The organism is Colwellia hornerae, from assembly GCF_007954355.1.
In the GTDB taxonomy this organism is placed as follows: domain Bacteria; phylum Pseudomonadota; class Gammaproteobacteria; order Enterobacterales; family Alteromonadaceae; genus Colwellia_A; species Colwellia_A hornerae.
Map to the genome: position 1 here is coordinate 1 of NZ_VOLR01000005.1, position 19,436 is coordinate 19,436.

General features: G+C 39.3%; 15 protein-coding genes. 12 read left to right on the forward strand and 3 right to left on the reverse strand.

What is annotated here, in order from left to right; translation table 11 throughout:
* Window positions 1-152: 152 nt before the first annotated feature.
* Window positions 153-935, reverse strand: coding sequence for an alpha/beta fold hydrolase (locus ESZ26_RS04330; RefSeq protein WP_170246302.1), 783 nt, complete (start codon window positions 933-935; stop codon window positions 153-155).
* A gap of 262 nt (window positions 936-1,197) precedes the next feature.
* Between ESZ26_RS04330 and ESZ26_RS04335 the strand changes: the two genes are divergently transcribed.
* From ESZ26_RS04335 to ESZ26_RS04380, 10 genes are all read left to right on the forward strand, one after another.
* The gene (locus ESZ26_RS04335) at window positions 1,198-1,986 is read left to right on the forward strand and encodes an SDR family oxidoreductase (protein ID WP_146798364.1); all 789 of its coding nucleotides are present in this window, start codon (window positions 1,198-1,200) and stop codon (window positions 1,984-1,986) included.
* Window positions 1,987-2,022: 36 nt separating this feature from the next.
* The gene (locus ESZ26_RS04340; protein WP_146798365.1) at window positions 2,023-3,486 is read left to right on the forward strand and encodes an aldehyde dehydrogenase; all 1,464 of its coding nucleotides are present in this window, start codon (window positions 2,023-2,025) and stop codon (window positions 3,484-3,486) included.
* Window positions 3,487-3,739: 253 nt separating this feature from the next.
* Window positions 3,740-4,222 carry a RidA family protein gene (locus ESZ26_RS04345; protein ID WP_146798367.1) on the forward strand — a complete coding sequence of 161 codons (483 nt, stop codon included), beginning with the start codon at window positions 3,740-3,742 and terminating at the stop codon, window positions 4,220-4,222.
* A gap of 2 nt (window positions 4,223-4,224) precedes the next feature.
* Window positions 4,225-4,782: a 3-hydroxyanthranilate 3,4-dioxygenase gene (locus tag ESZ26_RS04350; RefSeq protein ID WP_211361201.1), complete on the forward strand. Its 558-nt coding sequence runs from the start codon at window positions 4,225-4,227 to the stop codon at window positions 4,780-4,782.
* A gap of 77 nt (window positions 4,783-4,859) precedes the next feature.
* Window positions 4,860-5,867, forward strand: a complete 1,008-nt coding sequence (locus ESZ26_RS04355; protein ID WP_190278382.1) for an amidohydrolase family protein — start codon at window positions 4,860-4,862, stop codon at window positions 5,865-5,867.
* The gene (locus ESZ26_RS04360) at window positions 5,864-6,778 is read left to right on the forward strand and encodes a cyclase family protein (protein WP_170246303.1); all 915 of its coding nucleotides are present in this window, start codon (window positions 5,864-5,866) and stop codon (window positions 6,776-6,778) included. The genes ESZ26_RS04355 and ESZ26_RS04360 overlap by 4 nt, the downstream gene beginning before the upstream one ends.
* A gap of 2 nt (window positions 6,779-6,780) precedes the next feature.
* Entirely contained in the window at window positions 6,781-8,091 is a 1,311-nt protein-coding gene (gene kynU / locus ESZ26_RS04365; RefSeq protein WP_146798370.1) for a kynureninase, read from the forward strand.
* A complete protein-coding gene (locus ESZ26_RS04370) occupies window positions 8,088-9,524 on the forward strand; it encodes an FAD-dependent oxidoreductase (RefSeq protein ID WP_146798371.1) in 1,437 nt (478 codons plus the stop codon). The genes kynU and ESZ26_RS04370 overlap by 4 nt, the downstream gene beginning before the upstream one ends.
* Complete coding sequence (gene kynA, locus ESZ26_RS04375; RefSeq protein ID WP_146798373.1) at window positions 9,517-10,380, forward strand: tryptophan 2,3-dioxygenase; 864 nt, start codon at window positions 9,517-9,519, stop codon at window positions 10,378-10,380. The genes ESZ26_RS04370 and kynA overlap by 8 nt, the downstream gene beginning before the upstream one ends.
* Before the next feature lie 299 nt (window positions 10,381-10,679).
* On the forward strand, window positions 10,680-12,665 hold the full coding sequence (locus ESZ26_RS04380) for a methyl-accepting chemotaxis protein (protein ID WP_146798375.1): 1,986 nt from the start codon (window positions 10,680-10,682) through the stop codon (window positions 12,663-12,665).
* Between the two features lie 57 nt (window positions 12,666-12,722).
* Here the strand turns inward: ESZ26_RS04380 and ESZ26_RS04385 are convergent, their stop codons facing one another.
* On the reverse strand, window positions 12,723-14,408 hold the full coding sequence (locus tag ESZ26_RS04385) for a M20/M25/M40 family metallo-hydrolase (protein ID WP_146798377.1): 1,686 nt from the start codon (window positions 14,406-14,408) through the stop codon (window positions 12,723-12,725).
* A gap of 382 nt (window positions 14,409-14,790) precedes the next feature.
* Here ESZ26_RS04385 and ESZ26_RS04390 point away from each other — a divergent pair, with 382 nt between their 5' ends.
* Window positions 14,791-17,076, forward strand: coding sequence for a TonB-dependent receptor (locus ESZ26_RS04390; protein WP_146798379.1), 2,286 nt, complete (start codon window positions 14,791-14,793; stop codon window positions 17,074-17,076).
* Between the two features lie 100 nt (window positions 17,077-17,176).
* Here the strand turns inward: ESZ26_RS04390 and ESZ26_RS04395 are convergent, their stop codons facing one another.
* Window positions 17,177-17,551 carry an MGMT family protein gene (locus tag ESZ26_RS04395; RefSeq protein WP_146798381.1) on the reverse strand — a complete coding sequence of 125 codons (375 nt, stop codon included), beginning with the start codon at window positions 17,549-17,551 and terminating at the stop codon, window positions 17,177-17,179.
* 266 nt (window positions 17,552-17,817) lie between these two features.
* Between ESZ26_RS04395 and ESZ26_RS04400 the strand changes: the two genes are divergently transcribed.
* Window positions 17,818-19,410 (forward strand): ABC-F family ATPase, encoded by a 1,593-nt coding sequence (locus ESZ26_RS04400; RefSeq protein WP_146798383.1) that lies wholly within the window; start codon window positions 17,818-17,820, stop codon window positions 19,408-19,410.
* The last annotated feature ends 26 nt before the right edge of the window (window positions 19,411-19,436 follow it).

The following is a 19,436-nucleotide window of genomic DNA, read 5'->3' on the forward strand; positions in this document are numbered from 1 at the left end:
TTATTTGAATTAACTAAAGAAAGAGCGGTAGAAAGTTGCATAAAAAAAATCCAGTGATATTAATCACTGGATTTTGATCTCATTAACAAATTAATCAAGCTATAAATTGCTTAACTGATCGGCATTACGCTAAGGCGTCTTTTTTTGTTTTATCAATGAGCAATAAAACGAGCAATGGCTGGATGGATCAAGCCACTATGAGTTACCGGCCCCATATGTCCGGTTGGAAAATGTTGATGTTCAACATTAGGTAAACTCGCTTTAATTTGATTGGCTAATGACCGGCTGAGTTCAGGACTTTGTTCCCCTGTCATCATTAACACTTTACAGGTAAGACGACTTAGATCGCTTAAGGTATATTTTTCTGATATTAAGCCTTTAAAGTCTAGGCTTACTTTAGGCATATCTCTTGCCATTATATCCTGTATTTTTTGTGGTAAGGCTGCAAAAAAACCGGCTTGATTCCAAAAATCCGTGAAGATCTCTGCCCCCTTATACCTATCATCAATATTAACCTGGTTAGCAAAGTTTTCTGCTAACACTCGAGCGCCACTGTTTTGTTCCAGTAAATGAAACGCAACCGGCTCATATAAAGAAAGACTTAATATTTTTTCTGGATCCTCAATGGCTAGCTTTAATGCAATCGCGCCGCCACAAGAATGTCCAACCAAATGAAAAGATTGATGTTGAGCAACACTGTTAATAATTTTTTTAATACGGTTAATTTCAACATCAAAATTATAATGTAATTCATCAGCAACTTTTTCTGCATTACCGTAACTGAGCATATCAATATTAATGACTAAGTAGTGAGGTTCAAGCAGTTTAACTAAGGGCTGCCATTGTCTAGCTGAACTTAGCGAACTATGAAGAAGTACAATCGGTGTTCCCTGCCCTGAAATATAGGCACCTTTTAGTGGATTATGTATGGTCATTACAGCTATTTGTTGGTGATAAAGGCCCATTATCAGCTTAATTTAACAAATGTTAAAGTGAAATAACACTGAGTATATTACTGCGCTATTTTGAGTGCTACGGCTATAAAAGTTTACAAAGTAAAAAAATAAAACTTCACACTTTTGCTGACATTAAATTATTTAATGTGATAAAAAATGGTTAACTCAAATTTTCAACGAAATTAGCTTAACACCGCTTTGAAAAGTCGTTTGAAAAAAAATACAATAATAAAGAGTATTTATGGATATAAATCTTCAAGGTAAAAGCGCATTAGTTTGTGGTTCAAGCCAAGGTATCGGTAAAGCCTGTGCGATTGAGCTTGCTCACTTAGGCGCTAATGTCACGCTATTCTCACGTAATCAAGCAGCCCTTGAATTAGTCAAAGCTGAACTTGATACGGCCCAAGGCCAAACACACCAAGTATTAGTCGCTGACTTTTCAAATACAGAACAAGTAAAAACCGTGATTAATGACCATGTTAACGCATCGGGTGGTTATGATATTTTAATCAACAATACCGGTGGACCCGCACCAGGGCCTGCCAATGCTGCCGGTGTCGATGAATTTATCAACGCTTTTAATTTACACTTAGTGTCCAACCATCACTTGGTCCAAGCGCTTATTCCTAGTATGAAAGAAAAGCAATATGGCCGTATTATCAATGTTATATCAACCTCTGTTAAGCAGCCGCTCAATGGTCTAGGTGTCTCCAACACCATACGTGGTGCGGTAGCAAGCTGGGCGAAAACCTTAGCAAATGAATTAGGCGAATTTGGCATTACTGTCAATAATGTTTTACCTGGTGCTACGGCAACCGCCCGCTTAGATGCCATTATTTCGGGCAAGGCCAACAAACAAAACATTTCAATTGAACAAGCAACGCTTAACGAAAAAGCGATTATTCCGATGCGCCGTTTCGCTAAGCCCGAAGAATTTGCAGCTGCAGCCGCTTTTTTAGCGTCGCCTGCGGCTGGCTACATCACAGGTATTAACTTACCCGTTGATGGTGGCAGAACCTCTTGTTTATAAGGTTTACGTTAATAAACACTAAGCAGAGGAACAATAATGCCCGATGCACATAATATCATTGAAAACTTTATTGATGGCAAATACCAAGCGCCGGTCAATAATAACTATTTAGATAATATTGAGCCAGCCACAGGGTTAATTTATGGCCAAATTCCTAATAGTGATGTCGCTGATGTTGAACAAGCGGTTACTGCCGCACAGCAGGCCCTGCCAGCCTGGCGTGCCTTAGATTTAGAACAACGTGCCGACTATTTAATTGCCATAGCACAAGAAATTGAAAATCAACTCGAATCATTGGCACTCGCCGAAGCGACAGACAATGGTAAGCCAGTTGCTTTAGCGCGAATGGTCGATATACCGCGTGCAGCCAGTAATTTCAAATTTTTTGCTCATGCCTGCTCTCAATTTGCTAGCGAATCTCATGCGATAGCAAACTCGGCGATTAATTATACTTTGCGCCAACCTGTCGGTATTGTTGGTTGTATATCACCGTGGAATTTACCGCTCTACTTATTTACTTGGAAAATAGCACCAGCACTTGCCGCCGGTAACTGTGTTATTGCAAAACCCTCTGAAGTCACGCCAAAAACCGCGGCGATGCTTGGCGCTATTTGTCAAAAAGTCGGCTTGCCAAACGGTGTTTTAAATATTTTACATGGCAGTGGTGCAAGTACAGGTTCAGCAATATGTAATCACCCAAAAATTAGCGCTATTTCATTTACCGGTGGCTCAGCAACCGGTGCTGCAATAGCAACACAGCTAGCGCCAAAATTTAAAAAGCTATCGTTAGAATTAGGCGGTAAAAATCCCGCCCTAATCTTTGATGACTGTAATTTTGAAAATACCGTTGCCGAAGTTTTCCGCGCCAGCTTTGCTAATCAAGGTCAAATTTGTTTATGTGCCTCAAGGTTATATATTCAGCGAGGTATCTATGAAAAATTTAAAACCGCATTAATAGCAAAAGCACAAGCGCTTTTACCACAAGACCCTTTGCTTAATGACACAAAAATGGGCGCCATTGTTTCTAAAGACCATTTAGAAAAAGTGCTCGGTTATATCGATTTAGCCAAACAAGAAGGCGGCACTATTTTAGCCGGTGGTGAGCAAGTCCATTTATCAGGTCGTTGTCAGCAAGGTTACTTTTTACAGCCCACCATTATTGAAGGTTTATCTAATAACGCCAGCTGTAACCAACAGGAAATTTTTGGCCCAGTAATAACCTTACAAGTCTTCGATACTGACGAACAAGCGCTCGCACTTGCCAACGAAAGCCAATATGGCTTAGCCGCGACTATTTGGACGCAAAATATCAATAGAGCACACCAGCTAGCCGAACAAGTAAATACCGGTATTGTTTGGATAAATTGTTGGCTATTACGCGATTTACGCACCCCCTTTGGCGGCATGAATCATTCAGGGGTTGGCCGAGAAGGTGGTTTAGAAGCGATGAGATTCTTTACTGAGCCTAAAAATGTTTGTATAAAATACTCTGCGACATAAAAGATATATATGAACCAAACGTGTCATAAATTTAAATCTTCTGGAGCAATATTTGCGAGCGTATTAGGCTGCAAATGGACGCTTATTTAACCTCCTTTTCTTTGGAGTGCCTGACGATATTTCAATAACATCGAAATATCGTTTCTTTAAGCGTACTCAGTTTCATGTCAATAAAGAACAACAAAAGTCTTTAATAGATTTTGTCTACACTTAATCTCTATTAACATTAAGAGTGAATTAATAAGGATCCCTGATGAGCGATGCAACAGATAAAGCGGCTTTGCAGCCAAAAATCATCCATGCTGAACAAGCGCCAAAACCAGTAGGTTTATACCCTCATGCCCGACAAGTGGGTAATTTGTTATTTCTGTCGGGTGTTGGCCCAAGAAAAGCAGGTTGCAAAGACATTCCGGGTGTTGAACTGGACGCGCAAGGCAAAATAAAAAGTTACGACATCGAAGCGCAATGTCATAGCGTATTCACCAATATTCGTTTAATTCTTGAAGCTGCAAATGCCAGCTGGATGGACTTAGTGGACGTCACGGTTTATTTAACCAATATGGATGACGACTTCGACGCCTATAATCGTATTTACGCAGAATACTTTGCTGATAATCAGCCTTGTCGAACCACCATTGAAATTAACAAATTACCAACCCCCATAGCGATAGAACTTAAATGTATCGCGGCTTTGCAGCAAAATAATGCGCCAAGCCGTAAAGCGAACGAGGGATAATTATGTCAACCTTGAAAAATAGCATCGCGATGCCTTTTAATTTACACGCTTGGATAGATGAACACCGCCATTTACTTAAGCCTCCAGTTTGTAATAAGCAAATTTTTGAACAGGATAATTTTATTGTTATGATCGTCGGTGGCCCTAACAACCGTACTGACTATCATTATAACGAAACACCCGAGCTGTTTTATCAGCTTGAGGGCGAAATGGTACTTTCTGTCATAGATGCTTGCGTTGCAAATGATGAGCAGCATAATCCTGAAAATTTCCATGATATAACCATTAAAGCGGGCGAAATATTTTTGCTGCCGCCAAAAATGTTGCACTCTCCGCAACGTTTTGAAAACAGCGTTGGCTTAGTGGTTGAACAAAAGCGGGAAAATAAGCAAGAGGATGCACTTTTTTGGTTTTGTCCTGCTTGTAAAAATCAACTCTACAGCGAAGCTTTTCGTCTCGATAATATAGAAACTGATTTGCCCAAAGTATTTAATCGTTTTTATCAAACGCCTACCAACTGCACTTGTCAGCAATGCGGTACGGTTGTAACAAAGGGGTAACTGATGGGTCATATATTAATAACGCTTTTCGATGAATTACTTAAAGCTAGTCTGTTTACATTCAAGGAAGATAATCGATGTTGAAGATAGATATTCACACCCACATTTTACCTAAGACCTGGCCAAATTTACGTGAAAAGTACGGTTATGGTGGTTTTGTTAGTCTAGATCATCATAAATGTGGTTGTGCGCGAATGATGGTGGATGAAAAATTTTTCCGTGAAATTGATCACAATTGCTGGGATCCGAAAGTTCGCCTTGATGACTGTCAAAAAAATCAGGTCGATGTACAGGTACTTTCAACGGTACCTGTGATGTTCAATTACTGGGCTAAACCTAAAGATACCTTAGATTTATCTAAGTATTTAAATGATCACATTGCCGGTATTGTTAACGATCACCCAAAACGCTTTGTCGGTTTAGGCACAGTGCCAATGCAATCACCAGATCTTGCGATAAAAGAACTTGAACGTTGCATGAAAATTGGCTTGGCTGGTATTCAAATTGGTTCACATATTAATGAGTGGAATTTAGACCATGAGCAGCTTTTCCCCATTTTTGCAGCAGCACAAGATTTAGGCGCTGCTGTTTTTGTTCATCCATGGGACATGATGGCTAAAGAAAAAATGCCTAAATATTGGCTTCCTTGGCTTGTTGGCATGCCAGCCGAGTCAAGCTTAGCAATATGCTCAATGATTTTTGGTGGCGTACTGCAACGTCTACCTAAGCTAAAGATCGCCTTTGCTCATGGCGGTGGTTCGTTTCCGTCCACTATTGGCCGTATTGAACACGGCTTTAATGTTCGCCCAGACTTGTGCGCGGTTGACTGCCCGATTAATCCACGAGACTTTCTGCCACAAATTTATCTTGATTCATTAGTCCATGACGAATTAGCCCTGAAATATCTTGTCGATTTAATGGGCCCAGACAATATTGCCCTCGGTAGCGATTACCCATTTCCACTGGGTGAGTTAGCACCCGGTAAACTGATAGAAAATAGTCAATTTTCCGATACTATTAAAGAAAAGTTACTGCATGGTTCAGCACTTAAATGGCTTGGCTTAACAAAAGAGCAATTCTTATGAGTTTGCAGATAAGCGTCGAGCTCAACGATACTCGCTATCAAATCAATATCGAAAACTCATGGTCATTGGCTATTGCGGTTAACTTTAATCAAGCAACGCAACAGCCAAATCACTTTTCTGCCAAGGCCGCCTTAGCCAGTCCAATGCAAGCGGGAAGCTTTATCGGAGATACCCAACAAGGCGGCAGTTGTAATGTTAATGAATTAACCATCAACCCACATTGCAACGGTACGCATACCGAGTCTATCGCTCATATTTGCCACTATGCGATGAATACCCCCAAAGAGAATGATACTGAGTTAGCGACTCATCATGATGAAAAGCGTGCGTTAACCTTAGCGCAATTGAATATACCCGCGTTAATGCCCTGCGCCGTCATTTCAATCACACCTGAACTTGCCCTAAAAAGTGATGAACATTATCGCCCTGACTTTTACCCAGCTGATGCAATTATCAGCCGGACACTCCTCAAAAAAGCCTGTCGTTATTATAATAATGAACAATTACAAGCTTTGGTTATTCGTACCTTACCCAATGATAAAAGTAAGTGCCAACAAGCTTATAGTCCTGACAACCAACCGGCCTTTTTTAGTCGTGAAGCTATCTTATATTTAAATGAACGCGGCGTAGAACACTTAGTGGTAGATTTGCCTTCGATTGACCGTTTGCATGATGAGGGGCTAATGACTTGCCATCATCTGTTTTGGCAAGTTGCACAAGGCAGTCACCAAATGAATAACGATAGTTTAACTAACAAAACGATTACCGAAATGGCTTTTATTGATAATGATATTGCCGACGGATTTTATTTTATTAATATTCAAAGCCCAGCTTTTCATAATGACGCAGCGCCGAGTCGCCCGGTAATATTTGCAGCTAAAGAGTTTAGCGCTAAAGAAGTGAGTAAATAACCATGACACAAACAATAACAACTAATAACAATAAAACGACCTTAGCCTATGCGCAACAACTCGACATCAACGATCCGTTAGCGATAATACGCGAGCAATTTGCTATTCCCAAACAAGCCAATGGTGAAGATGAATACTACTTTACCGGCAACTCGCTGGGTTTACAGCCAAAACTTGCCCGCGAATATGTTATTGAACTACTCGACTCTTGGGGACAAAGAGGCGTAAAAGGTCATTTTGAAGGGGATCACCCATGGATGCCCTACCACGAGTTTTTAACCGAGCAATCGGCCTTATTGGTTGGCGGAAAAAATGAAGAAGTGGTAATGATGAACTCATTAACGACAAACTTGCATTTAATGATGGTCAGTTTTTATCAACCTCAAGGTAAGCGCTCAAAAATATTGCTTGAAGACCATGCTTTTCCCTCTGACCATTATGCGGTTGAATCTCAACTTAAACACCACAAAAAAAATGTCGATGACAACATGCTGTTGTGGACACCAAGGGCCGGTGAAGAGCTATTAAATCATGATGACTTATATCAAATGATTGAACACCAAGGTGATGAAATAGCGCTAATATTATTACCGGGCGTTCAATATTATACCGGTCAGGTACTTGATATGAAAACCATCACCGAAAAAGCCCATGCAAAGGGTATTTTGGTAGGTTTTGATTTAGCGCATGCCGTTGGTAATATCGAAATGGCCTTGCATAATTGGCAAGTCGACTTCGCTTGTTGGTGTAGTTACAAATATTTAAACAGTGGCGCTGGCTCAGTTGCCGGTTGCTTTGTTCATCAAAAACATAGCACCAATACCGATAGTGAAACACAGGTAAATCGCTTTGCTGGCTGGTGGGGTCACGATAAATCAAGCCGTTTTAAAATGGAAAATACTTTTAAGCCTATCCCTACAGCCGAAGGATGGCAATTGTCAAACCCACCGGTACTTTCATTAGCCGCTATTCGTGGTTCTCTAGACACCATAAAAATGGCTGGCGGTATTAAAGAACTGCGCAAAAAATCAATTAAACTCACTCAATATATGACCGAGCTTATCAGTAGCGAGTTAGGCGATAAAATTCGCATCATCACGCCAAGTAACCAAGCTGAGCGTGGTTGTCAGCTATCTTTAATGATCAATGTGGAGGGTCTCGATGGCAAAGCAATGTTTACGGCTTTAGAAGAAAACGGCGTCACCACCGACTGGCGTGAACCCAATGTTATTCGTGTTGCTCCCGTGCCACTTTATAATAAATTCCAAGATATTTATCACTTTGTTCGACTGCTAAAGGAATGTTTACAATGAGCGTAAATTCAACGACTAAACCCGCGAATGAAACTAACATCACGGTTGCAGGAGCAGGCCCTGTTGGCGCCCTACTTGCGATTATATTAGCCAGAAAAGGCTATAATGTTAACTTATTTGAATCTCGTCCAGATTCTCGTCAGCATGATATATACCAAGGAAAGTCGATTAATATCGCACTTTCAGATCGAGGTTGGTTAGCGTTGGAAGCCGTTGGCATTGCTGATAAAGTTCGTCAAGACGCCATTGCGATGAAAAAACGCATTATGCATGCCATCGATGGCACGATAACCGAGCAAGCTTACGGTAAAGACGATCAAGCTATTTGGTCAGTATCACGCTCAGGCATTAATGAACAACTACTCAATTTAGCTGAAAAAGAAGCGAGCGTATCATTACACTTTGAAAAAAGACTGACCCATGTTGATTTTACAACCGGTTGTACCTCTTTTAGTTTTGATGCTGGGCAGAAAAAGAGTCATATCGAAATTGATGCTGATTATATTTTTGGCGCCGACGGGGCTTTTTCTAAAGTGCGCCGCCTGGCTCAAGAAACACCACGTTTTAGCTATAGTCAGTCTTTTATGCCGCAGTCATATATAGAACTAACCATCCCCGCCAATGAAAACAAAAGTGGCGATGCTCGCTTTAAAATGGCAAAAGAAGCCTTGCATATTTGGCCAAGAAAAGACTTTATGCTCATCGCCCTGCCTAACCCTGATGGTACTTTTACTTGCACCTTGTTTCTCAACGATGAAAGTAAAAATGAAGGTGAACATTCATTCAATAGTTTAAAAAAACGCAGCGATGTTATAACTTTTTTCAATGATAATTTTGCCGATGCTATGCCATTGCTAGCCGATCCGATTGATGACTTTATGGCAAAGAAAGCCAGTCCACTATTCTTGGTCAATGTCGACCCTTGGGTCATTAACAATAAGGTCGCACTAATTGGTGATGCTGCCCATGCTATGGTGCCTTATTATGGCCAAGGGATGAATTGTGGCTTTGAAGATTGTCGAGAGCTGGGGGAAATTATTGAACAGTATAAAGGTCAGTGGCACGATATTTTTCCCGCTTACCAAAAACAACGAAAAATTAATGCCGATGCTATCACTGAGTTAGCCCAACGTAACTTTGTTGAAATGAGCGAACTCTCTGGTAACAGTGACTTTTTATTACAGAAAAAAATTGAAGCAAAATTCCACCAACTTCATCCTGAGCTTTGGGTGCCGCTTTATTCTATGGTCACTTTCTCACCGTACTTGCCTTATTCACAAGCATTAGCCATAGGAGATGAGCAAAAAATAATCATGGCGAAAATAATGCAAATAGCCAATATAGAAAGCTGTTGGCAAGATGACTTTGTTTACCAGAAACTTCTGCAACTCGTTGAAGAACAACTTAAAAGCAAGGAGAACATCGATGTCTAATTCCGGCTGCCCTTTTAATGGAGATGCAAATAAACGTGAACTAGAAGAAGATATTCATACCGACTTTAAAGATGATATGTCCTACAGTGATTACTTGCAGCTTGAGCAAGTGTTATCGGCACAACAGCCATTATCTAAAGAGCATGATGAGATGCTGTTTATTATTATTCATCAAAGTAGTGAACTTTGGCTAAAACTTGCTGGCCATGAGCTAGCGAAAGCCCTGGAGTGTTTACGTGCAGATGATTTTGGCCCTGCATTTAAAGTTATTGCCCGGGTAAAACAAATATTCATTCAACTTACTCAGTCATGGAATATTTTATCAACACTTACTCCGGTTGATTACTTAAAATTTCGTGATGACTTAGGCCGTTCTTCGGGTTTTCAGTCGCACGGTTATCGAAAACTTGAGTTTCTTTTAGGCAATAAGAACAGTGACATGCTCAAGGTGCATAAAAATAACAATCAAGCCTATCAAGAGTTAGCATTATTACTTAATAGTCCAAGCTTATATGACGAAGTGATTGCCACATTAGTAAAAGCAGGTTTTAGCATTGACGATTGTGTACTTAATCGCGATGTTACTCAAGCCTATCAAAGTAATGAAAGTGTGGTAAAAGCATGGCTAGCGGTCTATCAACAACCTGAGAAATATTTTGAGTTATATGAACTGGCCGAAAAGCTCGTCGATATTGAAGACTCTTTTCAACAATGGCGGTTTAAGCACATGTATACCGTGCAACGAATTATTGGTTATAAAGCAGGAACGGGGGGTTCTTCTGGAGTCAGTTTTTTGAAAAAAGCCTTAGAGGTTAGCTTTTTCCCTGAGTTGTTTGAAGTAAGAACACTCTTATAATGTTTTACTGTTAATACAGCTTAATAGGTCGCTGGTACATTAAGCTATTTATTAAGCTGTAGACGTGATTGTATGTAATAAACAGCGTTATTATTTACAATAAATACACTCGAAGAGCCACTGAACTACTAAAAACATAAACCATTGAAATAAAAGGATAATAAAAAAAAAGACTAAAAATGAACAATAAACTTTCTTTAGATACTTGTTCTAAATCAAGAGAAGACTATCAAAAATTGTATTTATCAGGACTTTCCATTATTTTAATCCCGCAGGAGCAAATCACAGGGTTATAAACGATGAAATTCGAAGACATTTCGTTCAAGAAAAAAATATATATCTTAATTGCCATACCATTACTTAGTTTCATTTTCTATAGTGTCGCGGCTATTTTACAAAGCATTAATAGTACACAGGAGATGTCACAACTAACACGATTAACCAAGCTATCTATCGTTTATAGCGATTTAGTGCATGAGTTACAAAAAGAACGTGGTATGACTGCCGGATTTTTAAGTGCTAAAGGGACAATGTTTGGCGATAAACTTATCAAGCAACGCCAAGAAGTAAATAATAAAAACAGTTTAACAACAAATTATTTAGCCGATAATCAATTTAGAGATAAAAAAATAATTTCACTGAACAATAAAATTGCTCAGCAACTTAGTGAAATTTACAGCATAAGAAGTCAAGTTGACCAACAAAAAATACCGGTCTCAAATGCGATCCGTTATTACACAGAGCTTAATAAAAGCTTGTTAAGTCTTTCTACCCTCATCTCAGAAATCAGTACTGACTCGATGGTGTCAAAAGAGATTTTTTCCTATTATAACTTTATACAAGGTAAAGAGCGTGCAGGTATAGAACGCGCCGTGTTAAGTAGTACTTTTAGCGCTGACCAATTTAGTGACGGGATGTTAGTTAAATTCATTACACTAATATCGGAACAAAATACCTATATGAGCAGTTTTTCATCTTTTGCTAACGACGAAAACAGTTCGTTTTTCGTGCAAAAAATGTCAAGTCCTGTCATCAAGGAGGTCTTAAGACTCAGAGGCATTGCCATTGACAAATCAGCCCAAGGGCAATTTGGTATTGAATCAAACTATTGGTTTGACCAATCAACCAAACGTATCCTTCTATTTAAGGAAATTGAAAATCACTTAGCCGATTCATTACTTAAGCTTGTTGAAAATAAAAATGAGCATGCTTTTAATAAAATGCTTATCAATTGCATACTAAGCCTTACGCTTATACTTTTATCTTTGCTATTAAGTACATATATTATTAAAGAATTAAGCATGCAAGTTGCTGATCTTACCTTTGTTATGAAAAAAGTAAGAAATGATAATGACTTAACCATACGAGCTAGCCATATTTGTGAAAGTGAAATGGGGCAAATAGCACTTGCACTCAATTTAACCTTAGAGAAGTTCTCTGGTGCTATAGACGAGATAACCACGTCAAGCACAACGTTAGCATCTGCAGCAGAAGAAACATCCCAAACTTGTCAGTATAATTCTCAGTCAATGCTGGCTCAACAAGGTGAAATAGCTCTAATAGCAACAGCCATAGAAGAGTTATCAGCAACGGTAAAAGAAGTGGCAAGTAATACACAACTTGCCGCAGATTCGGCAAAAGATGCCGATGAACAAGCGCAAAGTGGTTTAAACGTAGTACAAACGTCTTATCATTCAATTGAAGCGTTAGCCGCTGAAATAGCAGATTTAGCCACCAGGATCACCAATTTGCATAAGAGTAGTAGTAATATTACTAAGGTGGTCGACGTAATAAAATCAGTTGCCGAGCAAACAAACTTACTTGCGCTAAATGCAGCTATCGAAGCAGCAAGAGCTGGAGAGCAAGGTAGAGGATTTGCGGTAGTGGCTGATGAAGTGCGCACGCTTGCCCAACGAACACAACAATCTACCAGTGAAATAGAAGACTTTATCATTGCTCTACAAACCGATGCAAATGCCGCATTCAATGTAATCGAAACCAGTCAAAATATGGCCAACGAAGCCGTTGTCAATTCAAAAAATGTAGAAAAAACACTAGAAGACATTACCAAGTCAGTCAGTAATATTTTTTCGATGACCGAACAAGTGGCAGCAGCCGTTGAAGAACAAGCAATGGTTACTCAAGATGTTGCAAGGAATGTGGTCAGTGTCGAGCAAAAATCAATGGAATCAACGACTGGTGCCACTCAAATAGCGGCTACAGCAAGAGAGCAAGCTAACTTAGCAACATCTCTGCAAGATATATCTGTCGCTTTCAAAATTTAAGGTGCATAGCTAAATTGGCTAAAAAACGCACTCAACACTTGAGTGCGTTTATATTGATTAATTTTTTACTGAATTAATCTCTAAGTTTTTATTACCTTTTTTATCACGGTTTTTACGTGCTTTGTCGGCTTTCAATTTCATCTGCTGCTTTTGCAAATTAGAAATATCTTTTGGCATGGGTTTACGAGGCATGCGTTCATCAGCCATTGCCGCTTTATATAAAAAGCCAGCAAGAATAACAGATGCTTGTTTTAAATCGGCTTCTACAACATGGTCAATCGAATCAATATGGGTGTGATGTAAACGAGAGCCATAATCTAACTTGTCTTGAATAAACTGAAAACCGGGCAAGCCAACATCATCAAATGACTCGTGATCTGTGCCACCGGTACTTTGATTGGTAATAGTCCCAGTACTTAAATCTGAATAAGGGCTGAACCAGTTGCCAAATATCGATTTTGCCGCAACATTGCCTTCGGTATAAATACCTCTGAAACGTCCGCTACCATTATCCATATTAAAGTATACCGAAAATTTATCATGATCAGCTTTAGTTTCAATTGGCCAACCTTGATCTTTCCATAAGTAACTTGGCAATGCTTGCTCATTCTTATCAGTAGGTTTAGGACGAGTCGCAAAGTGTTCATCAACATAAGCTGCTGAGCCAAATAACCCTTGTTCTTCACCCGACCATAAACCAATGCGTATGGTACGTTTAGGTTTAAAGTTTAATGCTTGCAGAATACGAACAGCTTCCATTGATACCGCCACACCCGCGCCGTTATCGACAGCACCATCGCTGGCATGCCATGAGTCTAAATGTCCACCGACCATGACAATTTCTGGGTTTTTATCACTACCTGGAATTTCGGCTATGGTATTGTAAGCATTACGGTCGTTATCATGAAAGCGCGCATCGATATTAAGCGATAATTTAGGTGTTTTGCCATTATCTATCATTCGAGATAATAGGTTGTAATGCTCGGCTTCAATAATAAGTGCCGGTACTGGGAAGGTTTTACCGACGCGATGGTCGCTACCAAAAACGTTAATTAAGCCACCTTGACGCCAGCTACGATATATTACACCGGCAACTTGCTCTTCTTTTAAGAAAGTACTGAGTGTGGTTTGAAAGTTATAACGCTGCATTGCACCATCTCTTCGGTCAGAGGTTACCCAAGGAGAGTGACTTGGTGCCCGCATTACGTCAAACTCGGTCAATGTGGAAAGCTCTCCCGAGTCATAACGTTGAAAGACACTGTTTTCAGGGGCTTCAATATTTTTGCCTGCGCCCATCATAATAATCTTACCTTTTAGCTTACCTTTATATTGCGCTAAGTCAGCTATTGAAGCCGCATCAAAGATAACAACATCTCCTTTTACGTCTCCTTGGGTACCCGGTGTCCAAGCAACAGGAATGCCGTGTAAAGAAACTTCACGAGGACTCAATAAAGCAATGGAAGCAGAGTCATGTGACCAACCTCGTCCAAACTCAAAGGGGTCTAAATAGACATTTTTCAGCCCCCAAGCCTTTAACTTTTCTAAAGTCCAATCATTGGCTTTCTTCATCTGCGGAGAGCCGGATAGACGAGGGCCTATTTCATCAGTAAGTTGCTCTAAGGTGTGCATGACTTCAGAATTATAAAAGCCTTCTGCTCTTATTTTATTCGCCATATCTAAGTCATCACTTGCATAAGCAGTAGATAAAGAAAGGCATAATAAAGATAACCCGAATTTTTTCATTATTGTTCCCTAATTATTATATTTTTTGTCATCATTAATTTAGTATAAAAAATAATAATAAAGAAGACGGATAAGACGAACTCCATCGAAAAAGAGACCATTGGTTTAAACACAGCAGCGGCGGGGAATAATAAAAGAAATAACTGCATGTTTTTATATTTACGTTACATTAACGACTTTTTCTTAAGATATTAATAAATCATCTAATTAGCTTCATTTTATAAAAATAACATAACAACTTCTTATAAAGTAAACTATGGTAAAACGTATAAAATGCATACTTTCTATTTAGAAGTTTGTAAATTTCGGCTACCCTAAGCGGTATCAAAATAACAATAAAATTTAGTTTACCTAAAAAACATCGCACTCTTGGAGAATATCAATGAATTTGTTCAAAAATTCCACTTTGGCTACAGCGGTTAAACTCGCTGTTTTAACATCAACGGTCGGCTTTTCTGCAGCTACTTTAGCTGAAGAAAATGCAGAAGAAAAAGTTGTTGGCTTAGAAATTATTGAAGTAACAGCGCGTAAAAGAGTAGAAAATGTTCAAGAAGTTCCTGTAGCTATTAGTGCGCTTCAAGGTGAAAAACTGAATGTATTAAGTTCAGCGGCTATGGATATTCGTTTTTTAAATGCCCGTGTACCAAGCCTTTCTGTTGAATCTTCTTTTGGTCGTACTTTTCCACGCTTTTATATGCGTGGTTTAGGTAATTCTGATTTTGATTTAAATGCCTCACAACCGGTTTCTTTAGTGGTTGATGAAGTTGTCCAAGAAAATCCAATTTTAAAAGGTTTTCCAGTATTTGATGTTGGCCGCGTAGAAGTATTGCGTGGTCCACAAGGGACATTATTTGGTCGTAACACTCCTGCAGGTTTAATTAAGTTTGAATCAGTAAAACCATCACAAGATTTTGAAGGTTTTGGCTCAGTTTCATACGGTAGTAATCATACCACGGATATGCGTGCGGCTGTTGGTGGCGGTTTAACCGATAAATTATCTGCTCGTGTTTCATTACTTAATCAAACGAGAGATGACTACATAGATAACCAAGCTCCCGGTTTTGAACAAAAAGAAGTTTTAGGTGGCTACACGGATAAAGCAGCTCGCATTCAATTTCTCTATGAAGATGACGCATTCACAGCTTTATTTAATTACCATATGCGCGACTTAGATGGCAAGCCTGTTGCTTTCTATGCCAATGCGTTTAAACCTCAAAGTAACGAATTAGTTAGTAACTTTGAAAGAGATACTGTTTACCATGACTCTGCATCAAGAGCGACACAACAAGTTGAAACGGAAGGTGGCAGTTTAAAGTTAGAATTTGAATTTGGTGAATATACCCTAACGTCAATTTCGGGCTATGAAAGCGCAGAGCTTTATTCTCGTGCCGATGTTGATGGTGGTTATGGCGCAGTTTATGCGGAACCTTCAGGACCCGGTATAATCGCACTTGATTCAGAAACCGCTGATGCTATTCCAGATCACGAGCAGCTAACACAAGAAATTCGCTTAGCCAGTAACTTTGATGGCCAGTTTAATTACCAAGTCGGCGCTTTTTACTTTAATGAAGACTTAACCATTGAAAGCTTTGCTTTTGATCCTTTGTTTAGCAGTGGCGCTCAAACCGGTTATGTTATTCAAGAGCAAGAAACGACTGCATGGGCTGTTTTTGGTTCGTTTGATTACGACTATAACGACAAAACCTCAGTAACCTTAGGCTTACGCTATTCTGATGATGACAAAGACTATAGCAACCAAAGAACAAAATCACCGTTATCATGGTTAGGTTTTCCTGATCAAGCTTCAGGTGAAGTAAACCCAAGTGATTCACATGTTAGCTGGGATATTAGTGTTACACATAAGTATACCGATGACATAAATTTATACGCACGTATAGCTGATACCTTTAGAGCACCAAGTATTCAAGGGCGTTCGTTATTTGCTTTTGGAAATGGTATTTCTGTTGCCGATTCAGAAACTATTCTATCTTTAGAAACCGGTATTAAATCTGATATTTTAGACGGTTTTGGTCGTATTAATGCTTCAGTTTTCTACTTTACCATGGATGATCAACAACTAACGTCTGTTGGTGGTGGTGGCAATACCGCGAGTTTACTCAATGCTGAAGAAACAACCGGTTACGGTTTTGAAATCGATTCAGAATTTATGCTTTCAGATAATTGGTGGCTAACCGCAAGTGTCAGTTATAACAATACCGAAATCAATGACAGTGATTTAGCGGTCGCTGGCTGTAAATCATGTACAATTACTGATAATTTCTACACTGATGATTTTGGTAATAAATTTGCCGAAGTAGACGGTAATAGCTTACCACACGCACCAGAGTGGATTTTCAACTTTAGTGTACGTTATTCTCGTGAAATTGCTGATGGTGAATTCTATGCCTACACAGATTGGTCTTACCGAGATGACATTAGTTTCTTTTTATATGAATCAAAAGAGTTTAATGGAAAATCATTATTTGAAGGTGGCGCACGTACCGGTTATACCTGGGATGGTGATGACAAAGAATATGAAGTTGCCTTATTTGTTCGTAACATAACCGATGAACAAATCGCTATTGGCGCGGTAGACTTTAGTAACAATACCGCTATTGTTAATGAAGAGCGCTTTTTTGGTGCTGAATTTAAAGTTAATTTCTATTAAGCTAAACGTCTAATATTAATGATAAAAGGCGACTATGATTAGTCGCTTTTTTATTTTTAATGCCAGGATAAAAGGCTAAGCAACGTTAGAGCTTCACGTCTTAGTAAGTTAATTTAAAGAGTAATTCGGCTAAATCAGGTTGCCACTGAAAATCTGTTAACTTAACGCGATTACCGATCACAGCCACTTGTTCATCTTCAAGCAAAGCTCTTTGTCTGGCGAAAAGTTCACTTTCAACAGCAAATGATATTTTCCCTTGAGAGTTAATGACTCTATGCCAAGGAACACTTTGTCCTGTCCAACCATCATCAGGGACTTTGCCTAACGCTTTTCCAACTAACCTCGCTTTACCGGGCAAGCCAGCAAGATCAGCAACCTGTCCATAACACGCGACCTTACCATAAGGTATTAACTGCACTGTTTGCCAAATACGAGAGTAATTAACGTTTACCGCTGGCTTTTTATTTTTTAACATCGGGCAACTCATCTAAAGAAAACGATTTAATTACTGTTATAAAATACATTTAAAACTATCTTAGCATCTTGCCAATAGACGGTATCATTCTTCTTAGCTAGTTTTACTAAAATAAGATTATTTATTGAGCATTGAATGACTTGTCGTAAACTTAACTTCGGCGCTAGCCAAATAGACAAATTTTAGCCTATTGAAGTCGGCGTTTTTTGTGTATAATCGCGCGCTATTGACTTACCAGCTTAAATGCACAACCAAGGAATCAGCTTATCCTACAAGCAAATAATATTACCCAACAGTTCGGCGCAAAACCTCTTTTTGAAAATATTTCACAAAAATTTGGTGGCGGTAATCGTTACGGTTTAATTGGTGCCAATGGTTGTGGTAAATCAACACTAATAAAAATCTTAGGTGGTGACTTAGAGCAGACCTCAGGTAATGTAAGTTTAGACGCTAACGAGCGTTTGGGTAAATTAAGCCAAGACCAATTTGCCTTTGAACACTTCAGTGTTATTGATACCGTTATTATGGGACATACTGAGTTATGGGCGGTAAAAGAAGAACGTGACCGTATTTATGCTTTACCAGAGATGAGTGAAGCCGATGGCATGAAAGTAGGTGATTTAGAATCAGAATATGCTGAAATGGACGGTTACAGCGCAGAAGCACGTGCCGGTGAGCTATTAATGGGCGTAGGTATTGCTGTTAACCAACATTACGGTTTAATGAGCGAAATTGCTCCAGGCTTTAAACTGCGTATTTTGTTAGCACAAGCGCTATTCTCAGATCCTGATATTTTATTACTGGATGAGCCAACCAACAACTTGGATATTCATACCATTCAATGGCTTGAAGAAACCTTGAATGCCCGTGATTCAACCATGATCATCATCTCGCATGATAGACATTTTTTAAACAGTGTTTGCACCCATATGGCTGATTTAGATTACGGAGAACTTAGAGTTTTCCCGGGTAACTATGACGAATACATGCTGGCTGCAACACAAGCACGAGCTAACTTACTGGCTGACAATGCTAAGAAAAAAGCACAGATAGGTGAGCTACAAGCTTTCGTCGCCCGTTTCTCAGCGAATGCTTCAAAAGCTAAACAAGCCACTTCTCGTGCAAAACGTATTGACAAAATTCAACTCGAAGAGGTTAAACCATCAAGCCGTACCAACCCCTTTATTCGCTTTGAGCAAGAAAAGAAATTATTTCGTAATGCCCTAGTCATAGAAAAATTAAACAAGAAATTTGATGATGCCCATGTACTAAAAGATATTTCTCTTTTAGCTGAAGTGGGTGAACGTATTGCGGTGATCGGCGAAAACGGCATAGGTAAAACCACCTTTTTACGCACGCTATTAAATGAAGTCGGCTATGAAGCAACTTCTGGTGAATTTACTTGGTCTGAAAATTCAAATATTGGCTATTACGCACAAGACCATGAATTTGAATTTGAGCATGACATGACCTTGTTTGACTGGATGAGCCAATGGCGTCAGCCTACTGACGACGAACAAGCCGTTCGTGGTTATTTAGGGCGTTTATTATTTTCAGCTGACGATATTTTAAAATCAGTTAAAATATTATCAGGCGGTGAAAAAGGCAGAATGCTTTTTGGTAAACTGATGATGCAACTGCCTAATATTCTTGTGATGGACGAACCGACCAATCATATGGACATGGAGTCGATTGAGTCACTTAATATGGCATTAGAAAACTACGAAGGTACCTTAGTGTTTGTTAGCCATGACCGTGAGTTTGTTTCGAGCTTAGCTACACGTATTATTGAATTAACCAAAGACGGTTACATTGACTTTGCTGGTACTTATGATGAGTACTTGGCAAGCCAAGCATAAATTTCACCCGCGCTATCAATAGATAA